The organism is Arthrobacter oryzae (assembly GCF_030812315.1).
Classification (GTDB): Bacteria; Actinomycetota; Actinomycetes; order Actinomycetales; family Micrococcaceae; genus Arthrobacter; species Arthrobacter oryzae_B.
On record NZ_JAUSSM010000003.1, the window covers coordinates 240,846 to 263,084 of the forward strand.

Consider the following 22,239-nt stretch of genomic DNA (forward strand, 5'->3'; position numbering starts at 1 on the left):
CGGGCCGGTCCTGTCGCATTGACGATATCGGATGGGGCGCGGCGGCTCAATGGCCGTCCACCAGTGTTGACTGCGCGGCCTACTGCGCGGCGTCGTAGCCGGCCAGCAGACGGCGCGAGGCTGTCGTCATATGGGAGGCCATGGCCTTCGTGACCGCGTCGGCGTCGTGTGATTCGAGCGCCTCGAAAATGGCCCGGTGCTCCGCGAGCGCCGCGGCAGCATGCCCTTCATCAGTAAGGGCACGGTCAACCCAGATCCGCAGCAGGGAGCGGATGCTCTGCAGAAGCTCCTGCAGTACCTGGTTTCCGGAGCTGGTGGCGATCTCCTTGTGGAAGGCGGCGTCGGCTTCAACGAATGCCGCGAGGTTGTCCAGGTTCTTTTCCATGGAGTCGAGGTTGGCCCGCATGCGCTCCAGTGCCTCGTCGGTAATCCTGGCCGCGGCAAGCTGCCCGGCCTGGACCTCCAGGCCGCTCCGCAGTTCGATGAGCTCGCGTGTCCTCGGCTCACCCAGCATGAGTCCCCAGCTGAGGGTCCGCGGCAGGAGCTCGGAGACACCGTCACGCAGATACGTCCCAGACCCCGGGCGGACGATCACGATGCCCAGGATTTCGAGGGCGGCGAGCGCTTCACGCACGGCCGATCGGCCCACCCCGAGCGAAGCAGCCAGCTGCCGCTCGGCGGGAAGGCGGGTTCCGGCGGCAATGTCGCCGCTGGTGAAGTAGGCCATCAGCCTCTCGGCGACCTCGGAGACGACAGAACCCTGCCCCATGGAACCGAGCGCGGCACTGATTTTGGCCGTCGAGGCGGCGGAGTTTGCGGACACAGTCTCAGGGTAGCAACCGGACGCACTCAAAAACGGCATCGGTACCCCACAAAAAATAAATCAGTCAACCGGTTGACCAATTTATCGTTTCTGGCTTATGGTGGAAGTCACAGGCCTAGCCCCCCACCTTGATCCGCCCCCGACGCTAAGCCTCGAAACCAGCCCCACGCCTCCAGCGCAGGATGCGGCCGGGACATCAACATCTAGGAGTCAACGTGGACACCACACAATCGGTGGTCGAAAAATCTGCAATCAGGAAAGTGGCGATCCGGCTGGTGCCGTTCGTTGCCCTGATGTTCTTCATCAACTACCTGGACCGGACGGCCATTTCCTTCGCCGGCCCCAACGGCATGAACGCCGACCTGGCCCTCTCTGCGGCGCAGTTCGGCTTCGCATCCGGCGTCTTCTTTATCGGCTACATCCTGCTTGAGGTACCCAGCAACCTGGCCCTGCACAAGTTCGGCGCCCGCCGCTGGCTGGCCCGCATCATGGTCAGCTGGGGCATCGTCTCCCTCCTGTTCACCTGGGTGGGCAACGTGGAACAGCTCTACGTCCTCCGCTTCATCCTGGGCGTTGCCGAGGCCGGCTTCTTCCCCGGCGCCATCCTGTTCCTGAGCCTCTGGGTCCCGGCCCGGCACCGCAGCAAGATCCTCGCCCTGTTCTACTTGGCCCAGCCGCTGACCACCGTGATCGGTGCCCCGCTGGCCGGCCTCCTCATCCAGCAGCACGGACTCTTCGGACTCGAGGGCTGGCGTGTCATGTTCTTCGGCGTCGCCATCCCGGCCATCATCGTCGGCATCATCGCCTGGTTCTACCTGGCTGATTCCCCCGCCAAGGCCAAGTGGCTGTCGCAGGAGGAAAAGACCTGGCTGACCGGCGCGCTGGAGAAGGAAAAGAAGGAAACCGCTGCCAGCAACAAGCACGTCAGCGTCCGCACCGTCTTCGGCAACGGCCGGGTCTGGATGCTCTCCGCAATCTACTTCGGCTTCATCTACGGCCTGTACGCCCTCGGGTTCTTCCTGCCCACCATCATCGCGGGCTTCGAAGGCATCTACGGCACCAAGTTCGATGTGCTGCAGAAGGGCCTGATCACGGCGATCCCGTACCTGCCTGCAGCGTTCGCCCTGTACTTCTGGTCCAAGGATGCCACCAAGCGCGGCGTCAAGACCTGGCACATCGCCCTTCCGGCCCTCATCGGCGGACTGAGCATCCCGCTGGCACTGTTCGCCGGTTCGCCGGCCGCCACGATCGCCGTCATCACCATCACGGCCATGTCCATCTTCGCCGCATTGCCCAACTTCTGGACCGTCCCCACCCAGTTCCTCACCGGAGCTGCGGCGGCAGCCGGCATCGCCCTGATCAACACCATCGGCAACCTCGCCGGCTTCAGCGCCGGGTACGTCACCGGCTGGCTGAAGGACCTGACCGGCGGCTACACGGTACCGATGTTCGTCGTCGGCGGCTTCATGCTCCTGTCCTCCATCCTCATGGTGGCGCTGAGCCGGTCCGGCAAGGTCAGCGAAGGCGTCCCGGCCGAAGCCCTCGACCCGGCCGGTGCCGGACACCACGCCGAGCCGTAACAGACCCGGAGGCGTCCCCCTTAGCCGGGGACGCCTCCGCACCAGCCCAAACAATCCGGTGGTCGAGCCTGTCGAGACCGATTTCGCTCACCGCCGCCGCCAACCCCACCCCGCACCCCGAACCGACTTCCCCGTAGTTAGGCCCAGGAGCTCCCCATGACCCGCCTGTTCAATGAACCAGCAGCCTTCGCTGACGAGATGATCGAAGGCTTTGTCGCCTCCCACGGCCGCTGGGTGAAGCGCGTCTCCGGCGGCGTTGTCCGTAACACCCAGAGCACCCCGGACACGGTGGCGCTCGTGATCGGCGGCGGCTCCGGCCACTACCCGGCCTTCGCCGGCCTGGTGGGCCAGGGCCTGGCGCACGGCGCCGCCATGGGCAACCTTTTCGCCTCCCCCTCAGCACAGCAGGTCTTCAACGTGGCCAAAGCCGCCAACAACGGCGCCGGCGTTCTGCTGGGCTACGGCAACTACGCCGGCGACGTCCTGCACTTCAACCAGGCCCAGGACCGCCTCCGCAAGGAAGGCATCGACTGCCGCAGCATCGCCGTCACCGACGACGTCTCCTCCGCGCCGCTCGCCGAACGCACCAAGCGGCGCGGCATCGCCGGGGACCTGACCGTCTTCAAGGTGGCCGCCGCAGCCGCCGAAGCCGGCTACTCCATGGACGACGTCGTCGCCATCGCCGAGCGCGCCAACGACCGCACCCGCTCGTTTGGCGTCGCCTTCACCGGCTGCACCCTGCCGGGCGCCGACCACCCTCTGTTCTCCGTCCCCGAGGGGCGGATGGCCGTGGGCATGGGCATCCACGGCGAACCCGGCATCGGCGAGGATGACATCCCGACGGCGGACGAACTCGCCGAACTGCTCGTTTCCAAGCTCCTCACCGAAGTCCCCGAAGGAGTCGACCTGAACGGCGCCCGTGTGGTCCCCATCCTGAACGGTCTGGGCAGCGTCAAGTACGAAGAGCTCTTCGTCGTCTACCGCCGCGTCGCCCAGCTCCTGGCCGAAGCCGGCCTGGAAGCCGTGGACCCGCAGGTGGGCGAACTCGTGACCAGCTTCGACATGGCCGGCACCTCCCTCACCCTCTTCTGGCTCGACGACGAACTCGAGACCCTCTGGAATGCTCCCGCCGATGCCCCGGCCTTCCGCCGCGGCGCTGTCACCGCCGCTGCTTTGGAGGCGTCCGACGGCGGCGAGCTGGCCGACGTCGAACTCTCCATTCCTGACGCCACGACGGAGTCCCGCGCCGGCGCCGTCCGGATCCTCGCAGCGCTCGGTGCTGCGAAGGCCGTGGTGGATGCCAACGCCGACGAACTCGGCCGGATCGACGCCATCGCCGGCGACGGCGACCACGGCATCGGTATGGAACGCGGCGTCCGTGCCGCCGTCGACGCCGCCCGCGACGCCGTAACCCGCGGTGCCGGGGCCGCCACCACCCTGCATTTCGCCGCAGACGCCTGGGCCGACAAGGCCGGCGGCACGTCCGGCGCCCTCTGGGGCATGGCCCTGCGGGCCGTCGGTGACGCGGTTGGGGACACCAAAGCCCCCGACGCCGGAGCAGTCGCCGCCGGAGTGGCCGGCGCCGCGGCCGCGATCATGGACTTCGGCAAGGCCAAACCCGGGGACAAGACCCTGGTGGACGTCCTCGTCCCGTTCCGCGACGCCCTGGCTGCCGGAGTAAATGCCGGGCTGTCCCTCACGGAGGCCTGGGGCGCCGCCGCCACCGTTGCTCAGCAGGCCGCCGAAGACACCGCCCAGCTGCTGCCCCTCATGGGCCGCGCCCGCCCGCACGCCGAGAAGAGCCTGGGCACCCCGGACGCCGGAGCGGTATCCATGGCCCTGATCGTCCGGGCCATCCACAACACCCTCATCGAACAGACAACCATTAAGGAGAAAGCATGAGCGCCAAACTGCGCCTGGTTATCGGAGCCGACGACGCCGGATTCGAGTACAAGGAAGCCCTGAAGGCTGACCTGGAGGCCTCCGAACTGGTCGAATCCGTGACCGATGTCGGGGTCGATGCCACCAGCCACACCCCGTACCCGTCCGTGGCCATCGCCGCCGCCGAACTCATCGCCGCCGGCAAGGCCGACCGTGCCCTGCTGGTCTGCGGCACCGGGCTCGGCGTGGCCATCGCCGCGAACAAGGTCCCCGGAGTCCGTGCCGTCACGGCGCACGACAGCTTCTCGGTGGAACGCTCCGTGCTGAGCAACAACGCCCAGGTCCTTACCTTCGGCCAGCGCGTCGTCGGACTGGAACTGGCCCGCCGGCTCGCCCGCGAATGGCTCACCTACACCTTTGACGAGACCTCCGCATCGGCCGAAAAGGTCACCCTGATTAAGGACTATGAAGGTGTCACTTCCTGCTAAGACAGCAACAAAACCCAAGGTCATCATCGGCGTCAGCCTGAAGATGTACTTCGGCTACGAACGCACGCTCGAATACTGCCGCGAAGTGGCCACCATCGCGTTCGCGCACCCGGCGGTCCAGAACGGCGACATCGAACTGTTCGTGCTGCCCACCCTGCCGGTATTGCCCGAAGCGGCCCGCCTCCTCGGGACCGCAGGGGCAGCCGCCGGCGCCCAGGACATCTTCTGGGAAGACGAAGGACCCTACACCGGCGAGGTCGGCGGCAAGACCGTTGCCGAACTCGGCGGCCGGTACGCCGAAGTGGGCCACGCCGAACGCCGCCGGATCTTCGGCGAGGACGACAGGATCATCGGGCTCAAGACCGCTGCGGCCTACCGCAACGGCCTGACCCCCGTCCTGTGCGTCGGTGAACTGGTGCAGGGCTCCGTGGAGGAAGCCGTGACCCGCTGCAGCGCCGAGATCGATGCGGCCCTGGTGCGGGCCCAGTCCCTCGGACCCGCCGGCCGGACCATCGTGGCGTACGAGCCGCAGTGGGCCATCGGCGCACCCGAACCCGCCACCCCGCAGTACATCAGCGCGGTCATCGCCGGGCTGGACGCGCACCTGCGCTCCCTGCCCGGCCAGGCCGACAGCCGGGTCATCTACGGCGGCAGCGCCGGCCCCGGCCTGATCAGCCAGCTCGACATGGCCGTCGCCGGCCTGTTCCTGGGCCGCTTTGCCCACGATCCGAAGGCGCTCAAGGCCATCCTGGATGAGGCTGCCGCACGGCTGGCCTCGAAGCAGGTGGCCGCATGAGCGGCGTCGGCCAGGGCTCACGGATCGGATCGGGCTCAAGGATTGGATTGAGCAGCTACGCGTTTTTCTGGCAGCTCTCGGACAAGGTCTCCGAACCGCTCAGCCTCCACCAGGCGCTGGAGCGGACCGCGGCCCTGGGCGTGGAGCTCTTCCAGATCTGCGACTACGCCCCGCTGGAATCCATGACCGACGCGGAACTGGAAGCCGTGCGGGCCACCGCGGACCGGCTTGGCGTCGCGCTGGAACTGGGCACCAAGGGCATCCGCCCCGAGCACCTGCGCAAGTTCCTGCACATCGCGGGGATCCTCGGATCGCCGCTGCTGCGGACAATGTTCAACGTCCCGGGCCACACCCCGACGGCGGACGAGGCAGCAGCAATCTTCACCGAGGTCCTGCCGGAATTCAAGGCAGCCGGGGTGAAGATCGCCGTGGAAACCTACGAACAGGTCCCCACCTCCCGGATCCTGGACGTGATCCGCCGCGTGGACAGCCCGTATTTGGGCGTCTGCAGCGACCCGGCCAACACGGTCGCGGCGCTGGAGCCGCCGCGTGAGGTGATTGACGCCGTCGCACCTTACGTCCTCAACATGCACATCAAAGACTTTGCGTTCAGCCGCAAGGAGGGATGGGTCGGGTTCACGTACTCCGGCGCTCCCCTCGGCGAAGGCCTTCTCGACTATGACTACATGGCCGGGAAGTTTCAGCCCAAAGAAAGAAACATCAACCAGATCGTCGAACACTGGCTGCCGTGGCAGGACTCAGAGGCGGAAACCATCCGCCTCGAAAACCAGTGGACCCAGCAAAGCATCGATTTCCTAAGGAGCAAGTGAAATGTCAGCAGAACAATTGACCGTCGCCGTCATCGGAGCCGGTGGCAAAATGGGAATGCGCGTTTCCCGGAACCTCCAGAAGAGCGCCCACACCGTGTTCTACAGCGAGAACTCCCCCGCAGGCCAGGACCGCGTCCGAACCGAAGGCCGCGAGCTCACCTCCACCGACGACGCCGTCAAGGGCGCCGACGTAGTGATCCTCGCCGTCCCCGACACCGTCCTGGGCGTTGTGTCCGAAGGCGTGGTCCCCCAGATGAAGGCCGGCGCGATCCTGCTCACCCTGGACCCGGCCGCCGCTTACGCCGGGCTGCTGGCGAAGCGCGACGACGTGGTCCAGGCCGTGGCGCACCCGTGCCACCCGTCCGTGTTCCTCGAGCGCACCACCAAAGAGGAATGGGCCGACACCTTCGGCGGCGAAGGCGCCCCGCAGAACGTGGTTGCCGCGATCGACGAGGACGCACCGGCAGGGACCCGCGATTCCGCCGAGGCCGTCATCCGCACCATCTACGCCCCCGTCATCGACGTGCACTGGGTCACGGTAAAGCAACTCGCCATCCTCGAACCCACCCTGGTGGAAACCGTGGCCTGCATGATCGGCACCCTGCTCAACGAGGCGCTGCACGAGACCGTGCACACCGCCGGCGTCCCGGAAGAGGCAGCCAAGGCCATGCTGTTCGGCCACGTGCAGATCGCCCTGACCAACGCCCTCCGCGGCTCCAACCCGTTCTCGGAGGCCTGCGAAATCGCCATCCAGTACGGCAAGGACACCATCATCAAGGACGACTGGAAGAAGATCTTCGACGACTCCGAGCTGGACGGCGTCATCGCCAAGATGCTGAAGCTGGACTCCGTCAAGCGCTAAGCCGGTTCCGCAACCAGAACCGGGAACCTGTCCCCGCACCGCACACGCGGCGCGGGGACAGTTGCGTGAGGGAGCACTGCCCCTCCTATCCGCCAACCGTAAGTAGGCTGTCTAATGACAGTGGCAACTACTTGGCGGAGGTTCAGGACAGCATGAAGATTCCCCGGATGATGGCAGCAGCAATGCTTGCCGGTGCGCTGGCCCTGACGGCGTGCGGGACCTCCTTCCCCGCCGATCCGGACGGAACACTCGACCGCGTCACCGGCGGCACCCTGAGGGTCGGAGCCAGCGACAACGGCGAGTGGGTCAGCCTCACGGCCAACGGAGAACCCCAAGGCAGGGAGCCGGACCTGGTCCGCGCGTTCGCAGCCAAACTGGGCGCCGAGATCGAGTGGTCCGAAGGCACCGAACATGTGCTGGCCGAAGGCCTCAAACACGGCGAGCTGGACCTGGTGATCGGCGGCCTCCACGACAAAACCCCGTGGGAAAAGGATGCGGGCCTCACCCGGGTCTATGCGGAATCCGTCGACAGCCGCGGCCAGGGACGGAAACACGTGATGCTCGTACCCAAGGGAGAAAACTCGTTCCTGCTCGAGCTGGACAGGTTCCTCATGGCTTCGGAGGCTGCGAAATGAGGTCTTCCGTGACCCATGGGCCGGTCCGCTTCGGCCACACCACGTTGCCGGAGGAACAGCAGGCTGCCCTGCGCAGGGCCGTGAAGTTTGAGTGGATCACCCTGGCTTTCCTGGCCGCCTCCACCGGGTTGGTCTATGTGGTCCTGGGCAATTCGCAGGCCATGAAAGCCGCCTGGGTGGAAGATCTGCTGTCGTTCCTGCCGCCGCTGTCCTTCCTGGTCGCCTCCCGCGCCATCCGCAGGCGCCCGAGCGAGGAACACCCGTACGGCTTCCACCGGGCGGTGGGCATCGCGCATGTGGTGGCTGCCGTTGCCCTTACCGTGATGGGCGCCTACCTGATTGTGGATTCAGGCATCGGCCTGCTGACCGCCGAGCACCCGACGATTGGCGGCTTCGAGTTGTTCGGGCAGACCATATGGTTGGGCTGGGTGATGATCTTTGCCATGCTCCTGACGGCAGGGCCGCCGGTCTATCTGGGCCACGTGAAGATGAAACTGGCCGAGAAGCTGCACGACAAGGTCCTCTACGCGGACGCCGACATGAACAAGGCCGACTGGATGACCGCGTTGGCGGCTGCTGTGGGCGTGGCGGGGATCGGACTCGGCTGGTGGTGGGCGGATGCGGTGGCCGCCCTGGTGATCTCAGCCAGCATCCTCCATGACGGCATCCGCAACACGCGTGCGGCCGTTTCCGCGCTGATGGACAAACGGGCCAGGACCTTCGACGACGCCGAACCCCACCCGCTGGGCGGCCGGATCGACAACTACCTTTCCAGCCTGGAGTGGACAGGGACCGCCAAGTCCCGGATCCGCGACGAAGGCCACGTGTTCCACGTCGAATCGTTCGTGGTCCCGGCGGACGGGCACATGCCGTCCATGAAGCAGCTCGAGGACGCCCGACAGGCCTGTATCGACCTGGACTGGAAGGTCCAGGACATGGTGGTTATTCCGGTGTCCGAACTGCCCTCGGAGTTCCTGCCCGGGGTGCCCGCTTCGGGCGGGGAAGGCTGAAAAACGACTGTCCCGCAGGGCTTCGGTGGACCCGAAACCCTGCGGGACAAATGCCAGACATCTTACGTTTTTTGACAACGGCGGTAGACTGGTCTGTGGCCATCCGGCAAACAGTTTAGAGAAAGTCCTGCAATGAGCTCAGCCATCATGGAATCCCAGACCAGCAACGTTCGGTCCGTTCGACTGACCTTTTCGACTGCCGAAGAGGTCCACCACGGGCTGGACAGCGCCGTCAATGAACTCATCGAAGCCGCCGTCGAGGACGGTAACTGCGGTATCCGCGTTACCCGCCACGAGCCCGGTGCGTACACCGTGGCACTGGACGAGTCGGTCCCCTTCGGTGAAACCTACGAGGACATCGCCGCCTAACTCCGCGGCTTATTTCCTGCCTTATGTCCCAGCCTTGTGTACCTGCGCGTATGTCCGCGCCCCCTATGTCCTGCGGACGTGGACGCCGTCGGACTTCATAAAGAGCTGGGATTCCGACGGGCTCGAGGGCACCAGCCACAGCACGTTTCCGCTTACGGAAACTTCCTCAACTTGACCTGCGGCCACCACATGCGCATGCTTGAGGATTTCGACCCGTTCGCCTGCTTTGAGGGTTCTCCAATCGGAAATCGTGGCAGCAAATGCCATCCGCCTGGACAGAACCGTCCCCCGTGCTTTCATTGAACTTCTACCCCTTTGTATATGTTCTTTTGCCACAACATCATTGGTGTGGACTTCATCACTACATCTTTAGTTCTACTACAATTCCCGGGCCCCCGCCTGTTGTGTCGCGAAGTATTTCGGGGGCGCCGGGAATTTGTCATCTCTGGTGCACAATATTCATTTCTAGGCCAGAATTCCGACGGCGGATTCGGCTGCCGCGCGGACCTCGCCGGACGCCACGAGCCGGTCGGCTGCCTCCAGTTCCGGCGACAGGAACCTGTCCGTCCCCGGGCCGTCCACCACGTTGCGGAGCGCTGCGAGGACTGCGGTTCCGGCCGGCCCCGGAGTCAGTTCCCCGCCGGACAGCTGGGTCCGCATGTCGATGGCCCGCGCCGAGGTCACCAGCTCGATTGCCAGGACGCGGCGCAGGTTCTCCACGGCCCTCCTAAGCTTGCGCGCCGCGTGCCAGCCCATGGAGACGTGGTCCTCCTGCATGGCGGAGCTCGGGATGGAGTCGACCGAGGCCGGGACCGCAAGCCGCTTGTTGTCCGAGACCAGCCCCGCCTGCGTGTACTGCGCAATCATCAGGCCGGAGTCCACGCCGGGATCCGCGGCCAGGAAGGCCGGCAGCCCGTGTGAACGCGCAGGGTCCAGCATGCGGTCCGTGCGGCGTTCAGCGATGGAGCTCAGGTCAGCCACAGTGATCGCCAGGAAGTCCAGCACGTACGCCACCGGAGCGCCGTGGAAATTGCCGTTGGAGCTGACGCGGCCGTCCGGCAGGACCACGGGGTTGTCGATGGCTGCGGCGAGTTCGCGCGAGGCGACGAGCGCCGCGTGGTCCACCGTGTCGCGGACGGCACCGGCCACCTGGGGTGCGCAACGCAGCGAATAGGCGTCCTGGACCTTGGAATCGCCCACGCGGTGCGACGCCACGATCGGAGAATTCGACAGTACCCGCAGCATGTTGTCCGCAGACGCGGCCTGGCCCGGGTGCGGGCGGAGCGCGGCGTGCAGCTCGGGCAGGAAGACCTGGTCCGTCCCGAGCAGCGCTTCGACGCTGAGCGCGGCGGTGATGTCCGCCGTCGTGAGCAGCTGGCGGATGTCCGCAATGGCCATCAGCAGCATGCCCAGCATGCCTTCGGTGCCGTTGACGAGCGCCAGTCCTTCCTTCTCCGCGAGCGTGACGGGTTCGATCCCGTGCCCGGCGAGGAGTTCGGCCACAGGCCGTGTGCCGGCGGCGCCGTAGAGCGTGCCGTCCGGACCAGTGGCTTCGCCCTCGCCCATCAGCACCAGGGCGCAGTGGGACAGCGGGGCGAGGTCGCCGGAACAGCCGAGCGAGCCGAATTCGCGGACCACCGGCGTGATGCCGGCGTTGAGCACGTCCACCATGGTCTGCAGGACGACAGGGCGGACGCCGGTGCGGCCGGAGGCGAGGGTCTTGGCACGCAGGAACATGATGCAGCGGACCACTTCGCGTTCAACGGCCGGGCCCATGCCGGCGGCGTGGCTGCGGATCAGCGACTTCTGCAGCTGCGTGCGCAGCTCGTTGGGGATGTGCCGGTTGGCCAGGGCTCCGAAGCCGGTGGAGATGCCATACGCCGGGACCTCGCTGTGGGCCAGGTCGTCGATGTGGGCGCGGACCTTGGCGACGGTGTCCAGGGCCTCCTGGGAGATGGTCACCCTGGCGTCGTGGCGGGCGACGGCGACGACGTCCTCGGGGGTCACGCCGCTGGAGCCGAGGGTGACGGTGAGCGGTTCGTGGGTCGTGATGGTCACTTTGTGGTTCCTTCGTTCATGGGGATGCGGACGCCGCGTTCTTTGGCGACCTCTAGGGCGCGGTCGTAGCCGGCGTCGGCGTGGCGGATGACGCCCATGCCGGGGTCGTTGGTCAGGAGGCGTGCCAGCTTTTCCGCGGCGAGGTCGGTGCCGTCGGCGACGGAGACCTGGCCGGCGTGGATGGAGCGGCCGATGCCGACGCCGCCGCCGTGGTGGAGCGAGACCCAGGTGGCGCCGGAGGCGGTGTTGAGCAGGGCGTTGAGCAGCGGCCAGTCGGCGATCGCGTCGGAACCGTCGGCCATGGCTTCGGTTTCGCGGTAGGGGGACGCGACGGAGCCGGAGTCGAGGTGGTCGCGGCCGATCACGATGGGGGCTTTGACTTTGCCTTCCTTGACGAGCTGGTTGAAGAGCAGCCCGGCCTTGGCGCGTTCGCCGTAGCCGAGCCAGCAGATCCGGGCCGGCAGGCCCTCGAACTCGACCCGCTCGGCCGCGGCGTCGAGCCACTTGTGCAGGTGCGTGTTCTCCGGGAAGAGCTCCTTGATCGCCGCATCGGTCACGGCGATGTCTTCGGGGTCACCGGAGAGCGCGACCCAGCGGAACGGGCCCAGGCCCTCGCAGAACAGCGGCCGGATGTAGGCAGGGACGAAGCCGGGGAACTCGAACGCCCGGTCATAGCCGCCTGTGCGGGCCTCGTCGCGGATGGAGTTGCCGTAGTCGAACACCTCGGCCCCGGCGTCCTGGAACTCGACCATGGCCTGGACCTGCCGGGCCATGGAGGCCTGGGCCTTCTTGGTGAAGCCTTCCGGGTCCGCGGCGGCCTCGGTGTGCCATTCGTCCACGGTGATGCCCTCGGGCAGGTAGGACAGCGGGTCGTGCGCACTGGTCTGGTCGGTGACGACGTCGATGCTCAGCTCGCCGGCCTTGTGGCGGCGCAGGAGTTCGGGGAAGACCTCAGCGGCGTTGCCCACGTAGCCCACGGACCAGCCGCGCCGGTCGTCCTTGGCCTTCTGGACCTTGGCGATCGCGGTGTCAAGATCGGTTTCGACCTCGTCCAGGTAGCGCTTGCCGACGCGGCGGCGCAGCCGGGTCTCGTCGACGTCAACGATCAGGCAGGCGCCGTCGTTCAGGGTGACCGCGAGCGGCTGGGCCCCGCCCATGCCACCGCAGCCCCCGGTCAGGGTCAGGGTCCCGGCGAGGGGTCCTTCGGTTCCCGTGCTGGGAGCCATGCGGCCTTCGCCCTGGAGCTTGCGCCCGACCGCGGCGAACGTTTCGTAGGTGCCCTGCAGGATGCCCTGGGTGCCGATGTAGATCCAGGACCCGGCGGTCATCTGCCCGTACATCATCAGGCCCTCGGCCTCGAGCCGGCGGAACTCGGGCCAGTTCGCCCAGTCCCCGACCAGGTTGGAGTTGGCCAGCAGCACCCGCGGGGCCCATTCGTTGGTCCGGAACACACCGACCGGCTTGCCGGACTGGACCAGCAGGGTCTCGTCCTTTTCCATCGTCTCCAGGGTGCGGGTGATCGCATCAAACGCCGCCCAGGACCGGACCGCCCGGCCGGTGCCGCCGTAGACCACCAGGTCATCGGGGCGCTCGGCGACCTCGGGGTCCAGGTTGTTCATCAGCATCCGCAGCGGGGCTTCGGTCTGCCAGGACTTGGCGGTGAGCTCGGTACCGCGGGCTGCTTTGACCGGGCGGGCACCGGTTGTGAAATCGGCGGGTGCCATGAGGGGCTCCTTCGTGTGCTTGACGGTTCGTCCGGCGGTTGCCGGGGTGATTGAAGTTCTGTATCCACTAAAGCCTGTCCGGACGGGCGGAAACAGTGCCTGCCGGGGAGTGCTGTCCGGGATTCCAGACGCACCCTCCCGCCCCCAACTAGCTCGCATTTAACGTCGCGAAAAGCCGGTTTGACGACGTCAAATGCCAGTCAGTTGGGTGAGGACGCGGGTGGGCCGGAACTACTGGGCGGGGCGGCCGTGGATGCGTACGGAAAGTTCGTCCGCCGCTTTCCGGACGCGGGCGGCGAGGGCGGGCCACTGGTCCGCCGGGAGTTTGTCCTCAAGGAAGGTCACGGCGACCGCCGCCGTCGGCCATCCCACATGGTCCGTCACTGCGGCGGCAATCGAGCCGAAACCGGGGGTCACTTCGCCGTGTTCGGTGGCATAGCCGCGCTGCCGGACCTGGTCCAGGTGCGAGGACAGCGCCGAGTACTTCATGATGGCGCCTTCCACCTCATGCCGGGCCGTGAAGGCCGCGGCATTCGGGTACAGCGCGCGGACCTGCGACTTGGGCAAAGCCGCGAGGATCGCCCGCCCGCTGGCGGTGAGATGGCTGGGCAGCCGGACGCCGACGTCGGTCACCAGGGACGGCCGGTTCTTGGCGCGCTCCTCCACGATGTACAGCACGTCGCGGCCGTGAAGCACCGCCAGGTGCGCGCTTTCGCCGATGACGTCCACGAGCGAGGCCAGCATCGGCCGGCCAAGCCGGGACAGCGGCTCCTGCCTCGAATAGGCGGAGCTGAGTTCGAAGGCGCTGATCCCCAGTCCGTACCGCTGCTCCTCATGGAGGTGCATCACGAAGCCGTTGGCCTCCATGACGCCCAGCAGGTGGTAGACGCTTGAGCGCGGCAGCCCCAGGGCGGTGGCAATGTTCGACGCCGCCATGGGACCGCGCTTTGAGGCCAGCAGTTTGAGGATGCGCAGGGTGTTTTCTGCCGCCGGGACTTTCGACGTCACCTTTGCTGCCGTCTTTGACGTCGCCCGTGCGCGCGCCTCATCGTCCGCCATGTGTCCTCCATTGGTTCCTGGCCGGACCCTTATGCTGATGATGGGCAGGTGTCCGGTATCCCGTACTTAAGCGTGCGCCCTGCCGGGCTGCTCGGACATGCCATGGAACCACATAGCTGTCCGGGATACCAGACGTTGCCTCAAGGGGCGTGCGGCCAGTGCTTCGATGGAGGTCACGGACTGTGGCCGCACCGTGGCGGCCGAAGCGCAAGGGTGGGGAACGCAGCTATGACCAAGCCATCATCAGGAAAGGTCGCCCTCGTCGCCGGGGCAACCCGCGGAGCAGGACGCGGCACCGCCATTGCACTCGGCGAAGCCGGGGCAATCGTGTACTGCACCGGCCGTAGCACCGAGGGCAGACGGTCAGATTACGGCCGGGCGGAGACCATTGAGGAGACGGCTTCCCAGGTCAATGCGGCCGGCGGGGTGGGCATCGCCGTCGGCGTGGACCACCTGGATCCGGCGGCGGTGGAGTCGCTCGTGCAGCGGATCGACGACGAACAGGGGCGCCTGGACATCCTGGTGAACGACATCTGGGGCGGGGAAAACCTCATCGAATGGGACACTCCGGTGTGGTCGCACAACCTGGGCTCCGGCCTGCGGATGCTGCATACCGCTGTCGATACGCACCTGATCACCAGCCACTTCGCGCTGCCGCTGCTGATCCGGCATCCCGGCGGCCTGGTGGTGGAAATGACTGACGGCACCCGCGAATACAACGCGGACCATTACCGGGTCTCGACGTTCTACGACCAGGCCAAGAACGCAGTGCTGCGGCTTGCCTTCAGCCAGGCGGAGGAACTGAAGCCGTTCGGCTGCACCGCGGTGGCGCTGACGCCGGGCTGGATGCGCTCCGAAATGATGCTGGAGCATTTCGGCGTCACGGAGGCCAACTGGCGGGACGCCGCGGCAAGGCAGCCCCACTTCGCCGCGATCTCCGAGAGCCCGCGCTTCGTGGGCCGCGCCGTGGCGGCCCTTGCGGCTGACCCTGACGTGGACCGGCGCACCGGCGGCTCCTTCTCCTCCGGCGGCCTGGCGCTCGAGTACGGCTTCACCGACACCGACGGGTCCCGGCCGGACTGCTGGCGTTACCTGGTGGAGGTTCAGGAGGCCGGACGCCCTGCTGACGCCACCGGCTACCGCTGAGGCTCCGTCAAGCCGCTGCCTGTGCGGGCGCGGCGCAATCCTGGGAGTCCTTGCAGGCCCCGGAGGTCAGCAAGAGCCATAGGTCAGAAAATGGATCCCCTGCGAGCGCGTCGTCGAGGGGTTGGGGCGGCAAGTCCCAATCCGGCAACGGATCGTCGGGCAGGAGGTTGTCGAGCATTCCCAAGTCGAGGTCCCGGTCCCGGCCAGGAAATTCGGACAAGGCAAGGTCACGATCGTAGTCGGGCCGTGCGGACGCGCCCGGGTCAAGGCTCTTGGCCATGGCCAAGAGCGCGGCTGGCCAGCGTGGCGGTTCCCAGTCGGGTTGTTCGCTGGGATAGCGGCGTCCGGTAGGAGAGGTCCAGCCGGGCGGTTCATGGGCGTTGGCGCCGGTTGGTGTCCATGCGGTGGCGTGTCTGAGCCGGTGGTGCTTAGGGCACGGTTGGCCGAGGTTGCTGATCCCGGTGGTCCCGCCGCGGGCCCAGGCGAGGAGGTGGTCGGCATCGTTGTCCAGGGACTGGTTGTTACAGCCGGGGAACGTGCATTTCCCGTCCCTGAGACGCAACCATTGCCGTAGCGTTTTGGGGATGCGGTAGCTTGTCCGGCCGATCTCCAGCGGAGCACCATCCCGCGGGTCAATCAGCACCCGCAGGAAGGACGACGCCCCGTCGGCCACCAGGGCACGGCCCACGGACGGCGGCACCGGACCGTACCCGTCCAACATGGCCGGTTCCTCGGTCAGACCCAGCAGCGAGAACACCGGAACGGTAATCAGGACCTGCGCTGCCGGTGAGGGAATCTCATTCAACGGCACAAGGCCGTCGCGGTCCACGCCGTTGCCGTCTAGCCCGCGGTCCACGCCGTTGCCGCTGGCAACACCGTTCGCGGTGCCCGCCGGGGTTCGTTCGCGGCCGGCGGTGAGGAGCCAGGTCGCGGCGACGTCGGCGCGGAGTTGGGTGAGGGTCCTGGCCTCGTCCGGGCCCGGGAGGGCTCGCGCGGCGCTGGTGGTGCGGTCCCAGATCCCCGCAGCGGTAGCGGACGGAAGGTAGGCGGAGAGCCAGGCCATGCCGTCGCGGTCCGGGATGTACTCCACCCGCCGGTCCGCGACACCGAGGGCATGGCGTGTTTCGATGCTGACCGGGTGGTGCCGTTCCCGCCAGGTGCGGGCTTTCGCCCGGAACCGCGCCGGGACGAGTTCCCCGGCGGGGCAGCCGCGGGCCGGAGCGGGCGCGTCCGGGTCCAGGAAATACGCCTCCAAAGCTGCAGCGCCAGCACGGTCGAGGTTAGCGGTTTCGTCCACCATGACCCGGGCGTGCTGCCACGAAATGGTTCCGGCCTGCAGCGCGGACAACGTCAGCGGGAGCGTGCGGGTGAGTGTGTGCGCTTCGGAGAGGAGCGCATTGGCGGTGCGTTCGCTGACCGTCAGGACGCACGCGACCTCAGCCGTTATGGCCATCTCCTGGGCGGTCCGTTCCTGCGGAGACACAGCCGGCGCCGCCATCGCTGTTGCCGCATCGGCGTATTCGGCGGTCAGGTGCACCTTCAGGGCGGCCATCTCTGCTTCGATACGGGTCGCTTCGGCCAGCCCGTCCAAACACGCATCCACCCGGTCCCGGAGAGGGTCAGCACCCTCCGGGACCGGACCATCAAAAACTCCGCGGAGCCCACCAGCCAGCACGGCGACGGAGGCCTCAACGGCCTCCAACGCCCCCACCACGGCTCTGCTTTCCATACCCACAGCATCCCGGCAGGCACTGACATTAATGATCCCCCGGCGGGTCGCGGTCCCGGGGCCGCAACTGCCCGTTCGCGCCCACCCCAGAGGGCCGCGAGTTCCGCGCCCGTCAAACTTGAGACCACGTAAGCGAGCCGCACAGTCTGAGATGAAAGACACCAAACCGCCGTGAGTCTCATCACGTACGGCGCCAAAGTGATCTGCTGGATAGCGATCCCCCTCCCAATGACGAGAAGGTATTCGCATGCAACAAGCCCAGACAGAAGCCAAACCGGGGGCCCCCGAAAACAGCACCAGCACTATCGGCGGCACGTCCGACAGCACTATCGGCGGCACCGTCGGCACCGCCGTCGAGACCGTCCTGAACCGCGGACTCAATGTCCGCCACATCCGTTTCATGGCCCTCGGTTCCGCCATCGGAACGGGGCTGTTCTACGGCTCGGCCTCCGCCATCCAGAAGGCCGGCCCGGCGGTTCTCCTCGCCTACATGATCGGCGGCGCGGCCGTGTTCATGGTGATGCGGGCACTCGGCGAGATGGCCGTACGACACCCGGTATCGGGTTCCTTCGGCCAGTACGCCAGCCGCTACCTCGGCCCCCTCGCCGGCTTCGTGACCGGGTGGACGTATGTCTTCGAGATGGCCATCGTCGCGATCGCTGATGTCACAGCCTTCAGTATCTATATGGGGTTCTGGTTCCCGGACGTGGAGCGGTGGATCTGGGTCCTGGCCATCATTTTCTTCCTGGCGGCCCTGAACCTGCTCAGCGTCAAGGTCTTCGGCGAGCTGGAGTTCTGGTTCTCGCTGATCAAAGTGGTGGCCATCATCGCCATGATCGCCGGCGGTGCCGCCATTATCATCTTCGGTTTCCAGGCGGGCGGGGCGACAGTGGCCCCGGGTATCGGCAACCTCGTGGAGCATGGGGGCATGTTCCCCAACGGCTTCGAAGGGCTTCTGGCCTCTTTCGCCGTCGTGATGTTCGCCTTCGGCGGGATCGAGACCATCGGCGTCACGGCCGGCGAAGCGGCCGATCCCAAAAAGGTCATTCCCAAGGCGGTCAACACCGTGCCGGTGCGCGTCCTGCTGTTCTACGTCCTCACCCTGGCCGTGCTGATGAGCCTGTTCCCGTGGAACGAGGTGGGCACCAACGGCAGCCCGTTCGTCCAGATCTTCAGCGGCCTCGGCATTCCCGCCGCCCCGCACATCCTCAACGCCGTGGTGATTACCGCCGCCCTGTCCGCCATCAACAGCGATATTTTCGGGGCCGGACGCATCCTCTTCGGACTGGCCCGGCAGGGTCACGCCCCCGCCAGTTTCGGCAAGGTCTCCCGCCACGGGGTGCCGTGGATGACCGTGGTGATGATGGCGGTTGTCCTGCTGGTGGGCGTGGTCCTGAACGCTGTTATGCCGAAGGACGTGTTCCTGCTGATCGCCTCGATCGCGACCTTCGCCACCGTCTGGGTGTGGGTGATGATCCTGGCGTCCCATGTGGCAATGAAGCGGGAGATTGCACGCAAGGGCCTGCCGGCGTCGGAGTTCCCGTCACCGTGGTGGCCGGCGGCCTCCATCCTGACCATCGCCTTCATGGCCATGGTGATCGTCATCCTGGGCGCGTTCGAGGACTCCCGGGTTGCCCTCCATGTGGGTGCCGTCTGGCTGGGTGTGCTGGTACTGGCGTACCGGCTGTGGGTCCGCGGCACCGGCCGTTCGCGCGCCGAACTGGTGGATGAGACGGCGTCGATCCCTGTGGTGGAAGCCCGCCGCTGACGATGCCGGTGCCGTGACCCCTGGGATGTCAGCCGCCCGGGAGCCAGTCGACGTGCGAATCGTAGTCATAGACGCGGCAGACGCGCCGGTCGGTCTGGGCCGGCCCGTCCGAGGGCTGTGTGGTGACGGAGAGTTCGACGTCGTACGACTCCAGGCCGGGGGCCGCCGTCGACCGGTGCGGGCTTCCGACATACTCCACGGAAACCAGCGAGTACGGCCGCGGCACCACAGTTCCGCTGACTATCCCTGAGTTGGACGCGTCGCTCTGCAGGCGGCGGCTGCAGCTGTCGGTCACGCGCTGGACCGTTTGAGCATCGGGGGCGGCGCCGGTCGGTTCGCCCGCAGGGGGCGGCGGTGCTGCCACCGGCGGCGGTGCAGCCGACGACGGCGGCGCGGCTGACGGTGCCGCAGCCGACGGCGGCTGGCCGCCCGGCGGTTCGCCCGCCGGCGGTGGGCCCGCAGTCGACCCGTCCGCAGTTGGCCCGCCCGGCGGTTCGCCCGCCGGCGGTGGGCCCGCAGTCGACCCGTCCGCAGTCGGCCCTCCCGGCACTGGCGTACCAGCCGGCCCATGGGTGGTCCCGGCGGGGTCTGCCGTCGCGGGTGCCGGACCGGTCGGCGTCGGCCCGGCGGACGGTGGCGGGGAGCCCGGCACGGAATCAGACGGTGCCTGAGCAGGGGGCACCTGAGCAGCCGGCGGGGTCAGCGGGGCCGGCCCGCCCGCCGTCGTCCAGGCTCCGCTGGGGACCTGTGCCAGGCCCACCACGATGGCAACCATGGCAACGGTGGCGGCGGTAACCCCGAGCTGCCCCGGTACCGGCCTGCCGGATGAATTTTTTCGCACAGCTGCCCCTAACGACGTCCCGGGCCGTAGTCCCCGAGCCTAGGACCGCCACAGCGTACCCGCACGGGTGCGCCCTACCCGTCTTTGCAGGCAGTCACTCAGTCCGCTTCCGGGTTTCCACCTGCTCCCGTCCCGGGGAAACCGGCCAAGTAGTCCGCCAAAAATTTCGAGTGTCCGACGGTACAGAAGGGGTAGGAGTTACGCATGCGACGGGTGGGGTTTGGCTTCTAGGGTGGTCAGCAGGCGAACACCGGACAATTTGAACCCCTTGTTGCAGCATCCGGACCGCCTGCGAGTCCTGCTGGTCCAGGCACTGCAAAGGAGTGGTTTTGATGAAGGATCTTCGAGTCTCCCGGCCCGCCCTCCCCCGCGACCGGCGACGCCTGATCTGCTGGCTCAACGATGCTGCGGAGAGAGTGCGAACGGCCACTGTGCCGTTCAAGGTTGGGGACGTTGTCCTCGGTGACGACCCCTTCAACGGCCGCCGGCTTGGCGTGGTGGCGGTGATCCGCGGTTCCTCGCTTGGCCTGCGGACGGCGGCCGACGCCCACCCCGACCTCGTTCCCGAGTTCGTCTACTACGACTACCGCCAGGTGAGGCGGCCCGACTAGCACCGGCTCGCGCGGCCGGCAGCGCTAGAATCAGGCATGGTTCCACTGAGCAACCTGCTGACGTTTGCGCTGGCCGCCGCTGTCCTAATTGCCGTCCCAGGGCCCAGCGTTCTGTTCGTGATTGGGCGCAGCCTGGCGTTGGGCCGCAAGGGCGGCCTGCTGAGTGTCCTGGGAAACGCACTGGGAATGATTCCCCAGATCGTTGCGGTGGCGCTCGGTGTGGGCGTTGCGCTGGCGCAGTCCGTCGTGCTCTTCACCATCGTGAAGTTTGCCGGCGCCGCCTACCTCGTGTTCCTCGGCGTCCAGGCCATCAGGCACCGAGGGAGAAATACGACGGCGGCCGATCCGTCGCGTTCCGCCTCGACTTTCCGGGTCCTCCGGGAAGGATTCGTTGTCGGTGCCACGAACCCGAAGTCGCTGGTCTTTTTCGTGGCCGTGCTGCCGCAGTTCGTGGAATACGCCTCCGGCGCCATTCCGCTGCAGCTGGCCATCCTGGGGGCGGTGTTCCTGATGATCGCACTGGTCTCCGATAGCGTCTGGGCCCTCGCAGCAGGTACGGCGCGCCAGTGGTTCGCCCGCTCCCCCAGGCGCATTTCGACGCTCAGCACCTCGGGCGGAGCCATGATGATCGCCCTGGGCGGCACCCTCGCCCTGACAGGTAATAAGAACTAAATGTCCCATGGGCACCATCGCTGCGGGCCATGGCTGCGTTGACGGTCGTGGCGCGACTATTCACCGACGATGGACTCCACGGGCCGTGGGGAGATGATGGGATCGGCGTGACGGTGGGCGATCTTCCACTGCCCGTCTTCCAGCCTGAATATGGTGGTCGCACGTAGTGACAGTGGGACGGCATCGGCAGCTGCCCCGATCTTTCCCCGGGTGCGCTCAATTTCAACGATGTATCCCAGATCTTCCGCCACGTACGCGGAGATGCGCTCGAAGCGGATGGGTTCACCCTCACGGAGCAAGGCTGCCGCTGCCTCCATCGTTTTCTCGACCTCATTCCAGCCGCGGGCAGGCGGGCCGAGGGGGTTGGCGAGCGTGACATCATCCCGCCGCGAAAACAGCTTTTTATCGGGCCCGGCGTCTCCCCGCACGAAGGCATCCAGCGCCTGGTGGTAGAGCTCCACCGCCTGCTCAAACCCGGACCCCGGCATCTTTTCCTCCCGTGGTTGCCCCGGCACTGACGCCGCCATCGGCGTCAGTCGAAGTCCGTTTATGGTCCCACCGCAGTTCAGGGATGTCCACGGTGCCGGGCAACGACAGCAATCCTCCCGGCCGGGTACAAGCTAGCTGTCCGGGTCGTACCCGAACTCGCGGAGCTCCTGTGAGCAACGGCAGGCCACCGCGATCTTTCTCGCCCACTCGACCGCGTCCTCGCGCGTCGGCAGCTCCAGCACGGTGAACCCGCCCTTGAGTTCGCTGCCGGGATAGATCTCGGTGCTCACCGACCCGTCGGCGGAGACCAGCACGGGATCGACTTCCTCCTTGATCCCGCCGCCGAATACATAGACGCCTGAGGCCTTCGCCTCCTCGATCACAGCGTGGGATGCGGCGACGACGATCGGGAACTCCTCGTCGGTGAGCACCATGGCGTCGCTCGGGAAGGAGATGAGGTACTTGGTCAGGGCTGCTTCAACTCTTCGACGATGCTGTTACCAGTTTCAGGCCGGGATTCCCAAGCCCATGATTCATGAAAGCGTACCCGGCCATCGTCCAGGACCTCAATGACTGATTCGCAAACTCCGGTTGAGGTTTCCATGTTGGTAGCGAGGTGCGCATAGCGGAAGTTAAGCTTCCCGGCTTGGCGCGTGCCGACGAGATAGCCACGGACCACTGCTCCTCCGGCGTACTCTGCCCAAATCACCTCGCCATCTTGGTGATAGGTGAATGTGGTGGACTGTCCCACTTCGCCGGTCGCGGAGTTCTCGACGCCGCTGAACACGCGGCCCTCCAAAGAGATAGTGGCGGCCTGTGCCTTAGCTTCAACGTTCATGATCCGAACCATAGCAACGGGCTACCTCGA

The 22,239-nt window shown here is 66.8% G+C and carries 23 protein-coding genes; 13 read left to right on the top strand and 10 right to left on the bottom strand.

Annotated features, from left to right (window positions below; all coding sequences use genetic code 11):
* Positions 1-79: 79 nt before the first annotated feature.
* Positions 80-823 (bottom strand): FadR/GntR family transcriptional regulator, encoded by a 744-nt coding sequence (locus J2S97_RS07910; protein WP_307048133.1) that lies wholly within the window; start codon positions 821-823, stop codon positions 80-82.
* Positions 824-1,038: 215 nt separating this feature from the next.
* On the opposite strand from J2S97_RS07910, the gene J2S97_RS07915 reads away from it, so the two are divergent.
* The 9 genes from J2S97_RS07915 (at position 1,039) to J2S97_RS07955 (ending at position 9,274) form a co-directional block, all read left to right on the top strand.
* Positions 1,039-2,403 carry an MFS transporter gene (locus J2S97_RS07915; protein ID WP_307048134.1) on the top strand — a complete coding sequence of 455 codons (1,365 nt, stop codon included), beginning with the start codon at positions 1,039-1,041 and terminating at the stop codon, positions 2,401-2,403.
* A gap of 156 nt (positions 2,404-2,559) precedes the next feature.
* Positions 2,560-4,305: a dihydroxyacetone kinase family protein gene (locus J2S97_RS07920; protein ID WP_307048135.1), complete on the top strand. Its 1,746-nt coding sequence runs from the start codon at positions 2,560-2,562 to the stop codon at positions 4,303-4,305.
* Complete coding sequence (locus J2S97_RS07925) at positions 4,302-4,772, top strand: ribose-5-phosphate isomerase (protein WP_028270688.1); 471 nt, start codon at positions 4,302-4,304, stop codon at positions 4,770-4,772. The genes J2S97_RS07920 and J2S97_RS07925 overlap by 4 nt, the downstream gene beginning before the upstream one ends.
* Positions 4,750-5,568, top strand: coding sequence for a triose-phosphate isomerase family protein (locus J2S97_RS07930; RefSeq protein ID WP_373460520.1), 819 nt, complete (start codon positions 4,750-4,752; stop codon positions 5,566-5,568). The genes J2S97_RS07925 and J2S97_RS07930 overlap by 23 nt, the downstream gene beginning before the upstream one ends.
* A complete protein-coding gene (locus tag J2S97_RS07935; protein ID WP_307048137.1) occupies positions 5,565-6,398 on the top strand; it encodes a sugar phosphate isomerase/epimerase family protein in 834 nt (277 codons plus the stop codon). Before J2S97_RS07930 ends, J2S97_RS07935 begins: the two co-directional genes overlap by 4 nt.
* 1 nt (position 6,399) lies before the next feature.
* Positions 6,400-7,260 (top strand): phosphogluconate dehydrogenase C-terminal domain-containing protein, encoded by an 861-nt coding sequence (locus J2S97_RS07940; protein ID WP_307048138.1) that lies wholly within the window; start codon positions 6,400-6,402, stop codon positions 7,258-7,260.
* A 167-nt stretch (positions 7,261-7,427) separates the two neighbouring features.
* Positions 7,428-7,895: a transporter substrate-binding domain-containing protein gene (locus tag J2S97_RS07945; protein ID WP_307048139.1), complete on the top strand. Its 468-nt coding sequence runs from the start codon at positions 7,428-7,430 to the stop codon at positions 7,893-7,895.
* Positions 7,892-8,905, top strand: coding sequence for a cation diffusion facilitator family transporter (locus tag J2S97_RS07950; RefSeq protein WP_307048140.1), 1,014 nt, complete (start codon positions 7,892-7,894; stop codon positions 8,903-8,905). The genes J2S97_RS07945 and J2S97_RS07950 overlap by 4 nt, the downstream gene beginning before the upstream one ends.
* Before the next feature lie 132 nt (positions 8,906-9,037).
* On the top strand, positions 9,038-9,274 hold the full coding sequence (locus J2S97_RS07955; protein WP_307048141.1) for a hypothetical protein: 237 nt from the start codon (positions 9,038-9,040) through the stop codon (positions 9,272-9,274).
* Positions 9,275-9,337: 63 nt separating this feature from the next.
* Here J2S97_RS07955 and J2S97_RS07960 read toward each other — a convergent pair whose 3' ends face one another.
* The 4 genes from J2S97_RS07960 to J2S97_RS07975 all read right to left on the bottom strand — a co-directional run bounded on the left by J2S97_RS07960 (position 9,338) and on the right by J2S97_RS07975 (position 14,115).
* Entirely contained in the window at positions 9,338-9,574 is a 237-nt protein-coding gene (locus J2S97_RS07960; RefSeq protein ID WP_307048142.1) for a hypothetical protein, read from the bottom strand.
* A 165-nt stretch (positions 9,575-9,739) separates the two neighbouring features.
* Positions 9,740-11,332, bottom strand: coding sequence for a histidine ammonia-lyase (gene hutH, locus J2S97_RS07965; protein ID WP_307048143.1), 1,593 nt, complete (start codon positions 11,330-11,332; stop codon positions 9,740-9,742).
* The gene (locus tag J2S97_RS07970; protein WP_307048144.1) at positions 11,329-13,056 is read right to left on the bottom strand and encodes a urocanate hydratase; all 1,728 of its coding nucleotides are present in this window, start codon (positions 13,054-13,056) and stop codon (positions 11,329-11,331) included. The genes hutH and J2S97_RS07970 overlap by 4 nt, the downstream gene beginning before the upstream one ends.
* A gap of 231 nt (positions 13,057-13,287) precedes the next feature.
* Positions 13,288-14,115 carry an IclR family transcriptional regulator gene (locus tag J2S97_RS07975; protein WP_307048145.1) on the bottom strand — a complete coding sequence of 276 codons (828 nt, stop codon included), beginning with the start codon at positions 14,113-14,115 and terminating at the stop codon, positions 13,288-13,290.
* A gap of 228 nt (positions 14,116-14,343) precedes the next feature.
* On the opposite strand from J2S97_RS07975, the gene J2S97_RS07980 reads away from it, so the two are divergent.
* Positions 14,344-15,261 (top strand): SDR family oxidoreductase, encoded by a 918-nt coding sequence (locus J2S97_RS07980; protein ID WP_307048146.1) that lies wholly within the window; start codon positions 14,344-14,346, stop codon positions 15,259-15,261.
* 7 nt (positions 15,262-15,268) lie between these two features.
* Here the strand turns inward: J2S97_RS07980 and J2S97_RS07985 are convergent, their stop codons facing one another.
* Positions 15,269-16,990 carry an HNH endonuclease signature motif containing protein gene (locus tag J2S97_RS07985; RefSeq protein ID WP_307048147.1) on the bottom strand — a complete coding sequence of 574 codons (1,722 nt, stop codon included), beginning with the start codon at positions 16,988-16,990 and terminating at the stop codon, positions 15,269-15,271.
* Between the two features lie 247 nt (positions 16,991-17,237).
* Here J2S97_RS07985 and J2S97_RS07990 point away from each other — a divergent pair, with 247 nt between their 5' ends.
* Positions 17,238-18,758, top strand: a complete 1,521-nt coding sequence (locus J2S97_RS07990) for an amino acid permease (protein ID WP_307048148.1) — start codon at positions 17,238-17,240, stop codon at positions 18,756-18,758.
* A gap of 28 nt (positions 18,759-18,786) precedes the next feature.
* On the opposite strand, the gene J2S97_RS07995 is transcribed toward J2S97_RS07990, so the two are convergent.
* Positions 18,787-19,599: a hypothetical protein gene (locus J2S97_RS07995; protein ID WP_307048149.1), complete on the bottom strand. Its 813-nt coding sequence runs from the start codon at positions 19,597-19,599 to the stop codon at positions 18,787-18,789.
* Positions 19,600-19,931: 332 nt separating this feature from the next.
* Here J2S97_RS07995 and J2S97_RS08000 point away from each other — a divergent pair, with 332 nt between their 5' ends.
* Complete coding sequence (locus J2S97_RS08000; RefSeq protein ID WP_307048150.1) at positions 19,932-20,210, top strand: hypothetical protein; 279 nt, start codon at positions 19,932-19,934, stop codon at positions 20,208-20,210.
* A gap of 36 nt (positions 20,211-20,246) precedes the next feature.
* A complete protein-coding gene (locus tag J2S97_RS08005; RefSeq protein WP_307048151.1) occupies positions 20,247-20,882 on the top strand; it encodes a LysE family translocator in 636 nt (211 codons plus the stop codon).
* Positions 20,883-20,938: 56 nt separating this feature from the next.
* On the opposite strand, the gene J2S97_RS08010 is transcribed toward J2S97_RS08005, so the two are convergent.
* The 3 genes from J2S97_RS08010 to J2S97_RS08020 form a co-directional block, all read right to left on the bottom strand.
* Positions 20,939-21,409: a YybH family protein gene (locus J2S97_RS08010; RefSeq protein ID WP_307048152.1), complete on the bottom strand. Its 471-nt coding sequence runs from the start codon at positions 21,407-21,409 to the stop codon at positions 20,939-20,941.
* 93 nt (positions 21,410-21,502) lie between these two features.
* Positions 21,503-21,841: a YciI family protein gene (locus tag J2S97_RS08015; RefSeq protein ID WP_307048587.1), complete on the bottom strand. Its 339-nt coding sequence runs from the start codon at positions 21,839-21,841 to the stop codon at positions 21,503-21,505.
* On the bottom strand, positions 21,838-22,209 hold the full coding sequence (locus tag J2S97_RS08020) for a hypothetical protein (protein WP_307048153.1): 372 nt from the start codon (positions 22,207-22,209) through the stop codon (positions 21,838-21,840). The genes J2S97_RS08015 and J2S97_RS08020 overlap by 4 nt, the downstream gene beginning before the upstream one ends.
* Between the last annotated feature and the right edge of the window lie 30 nt (positions 22,210-22,239).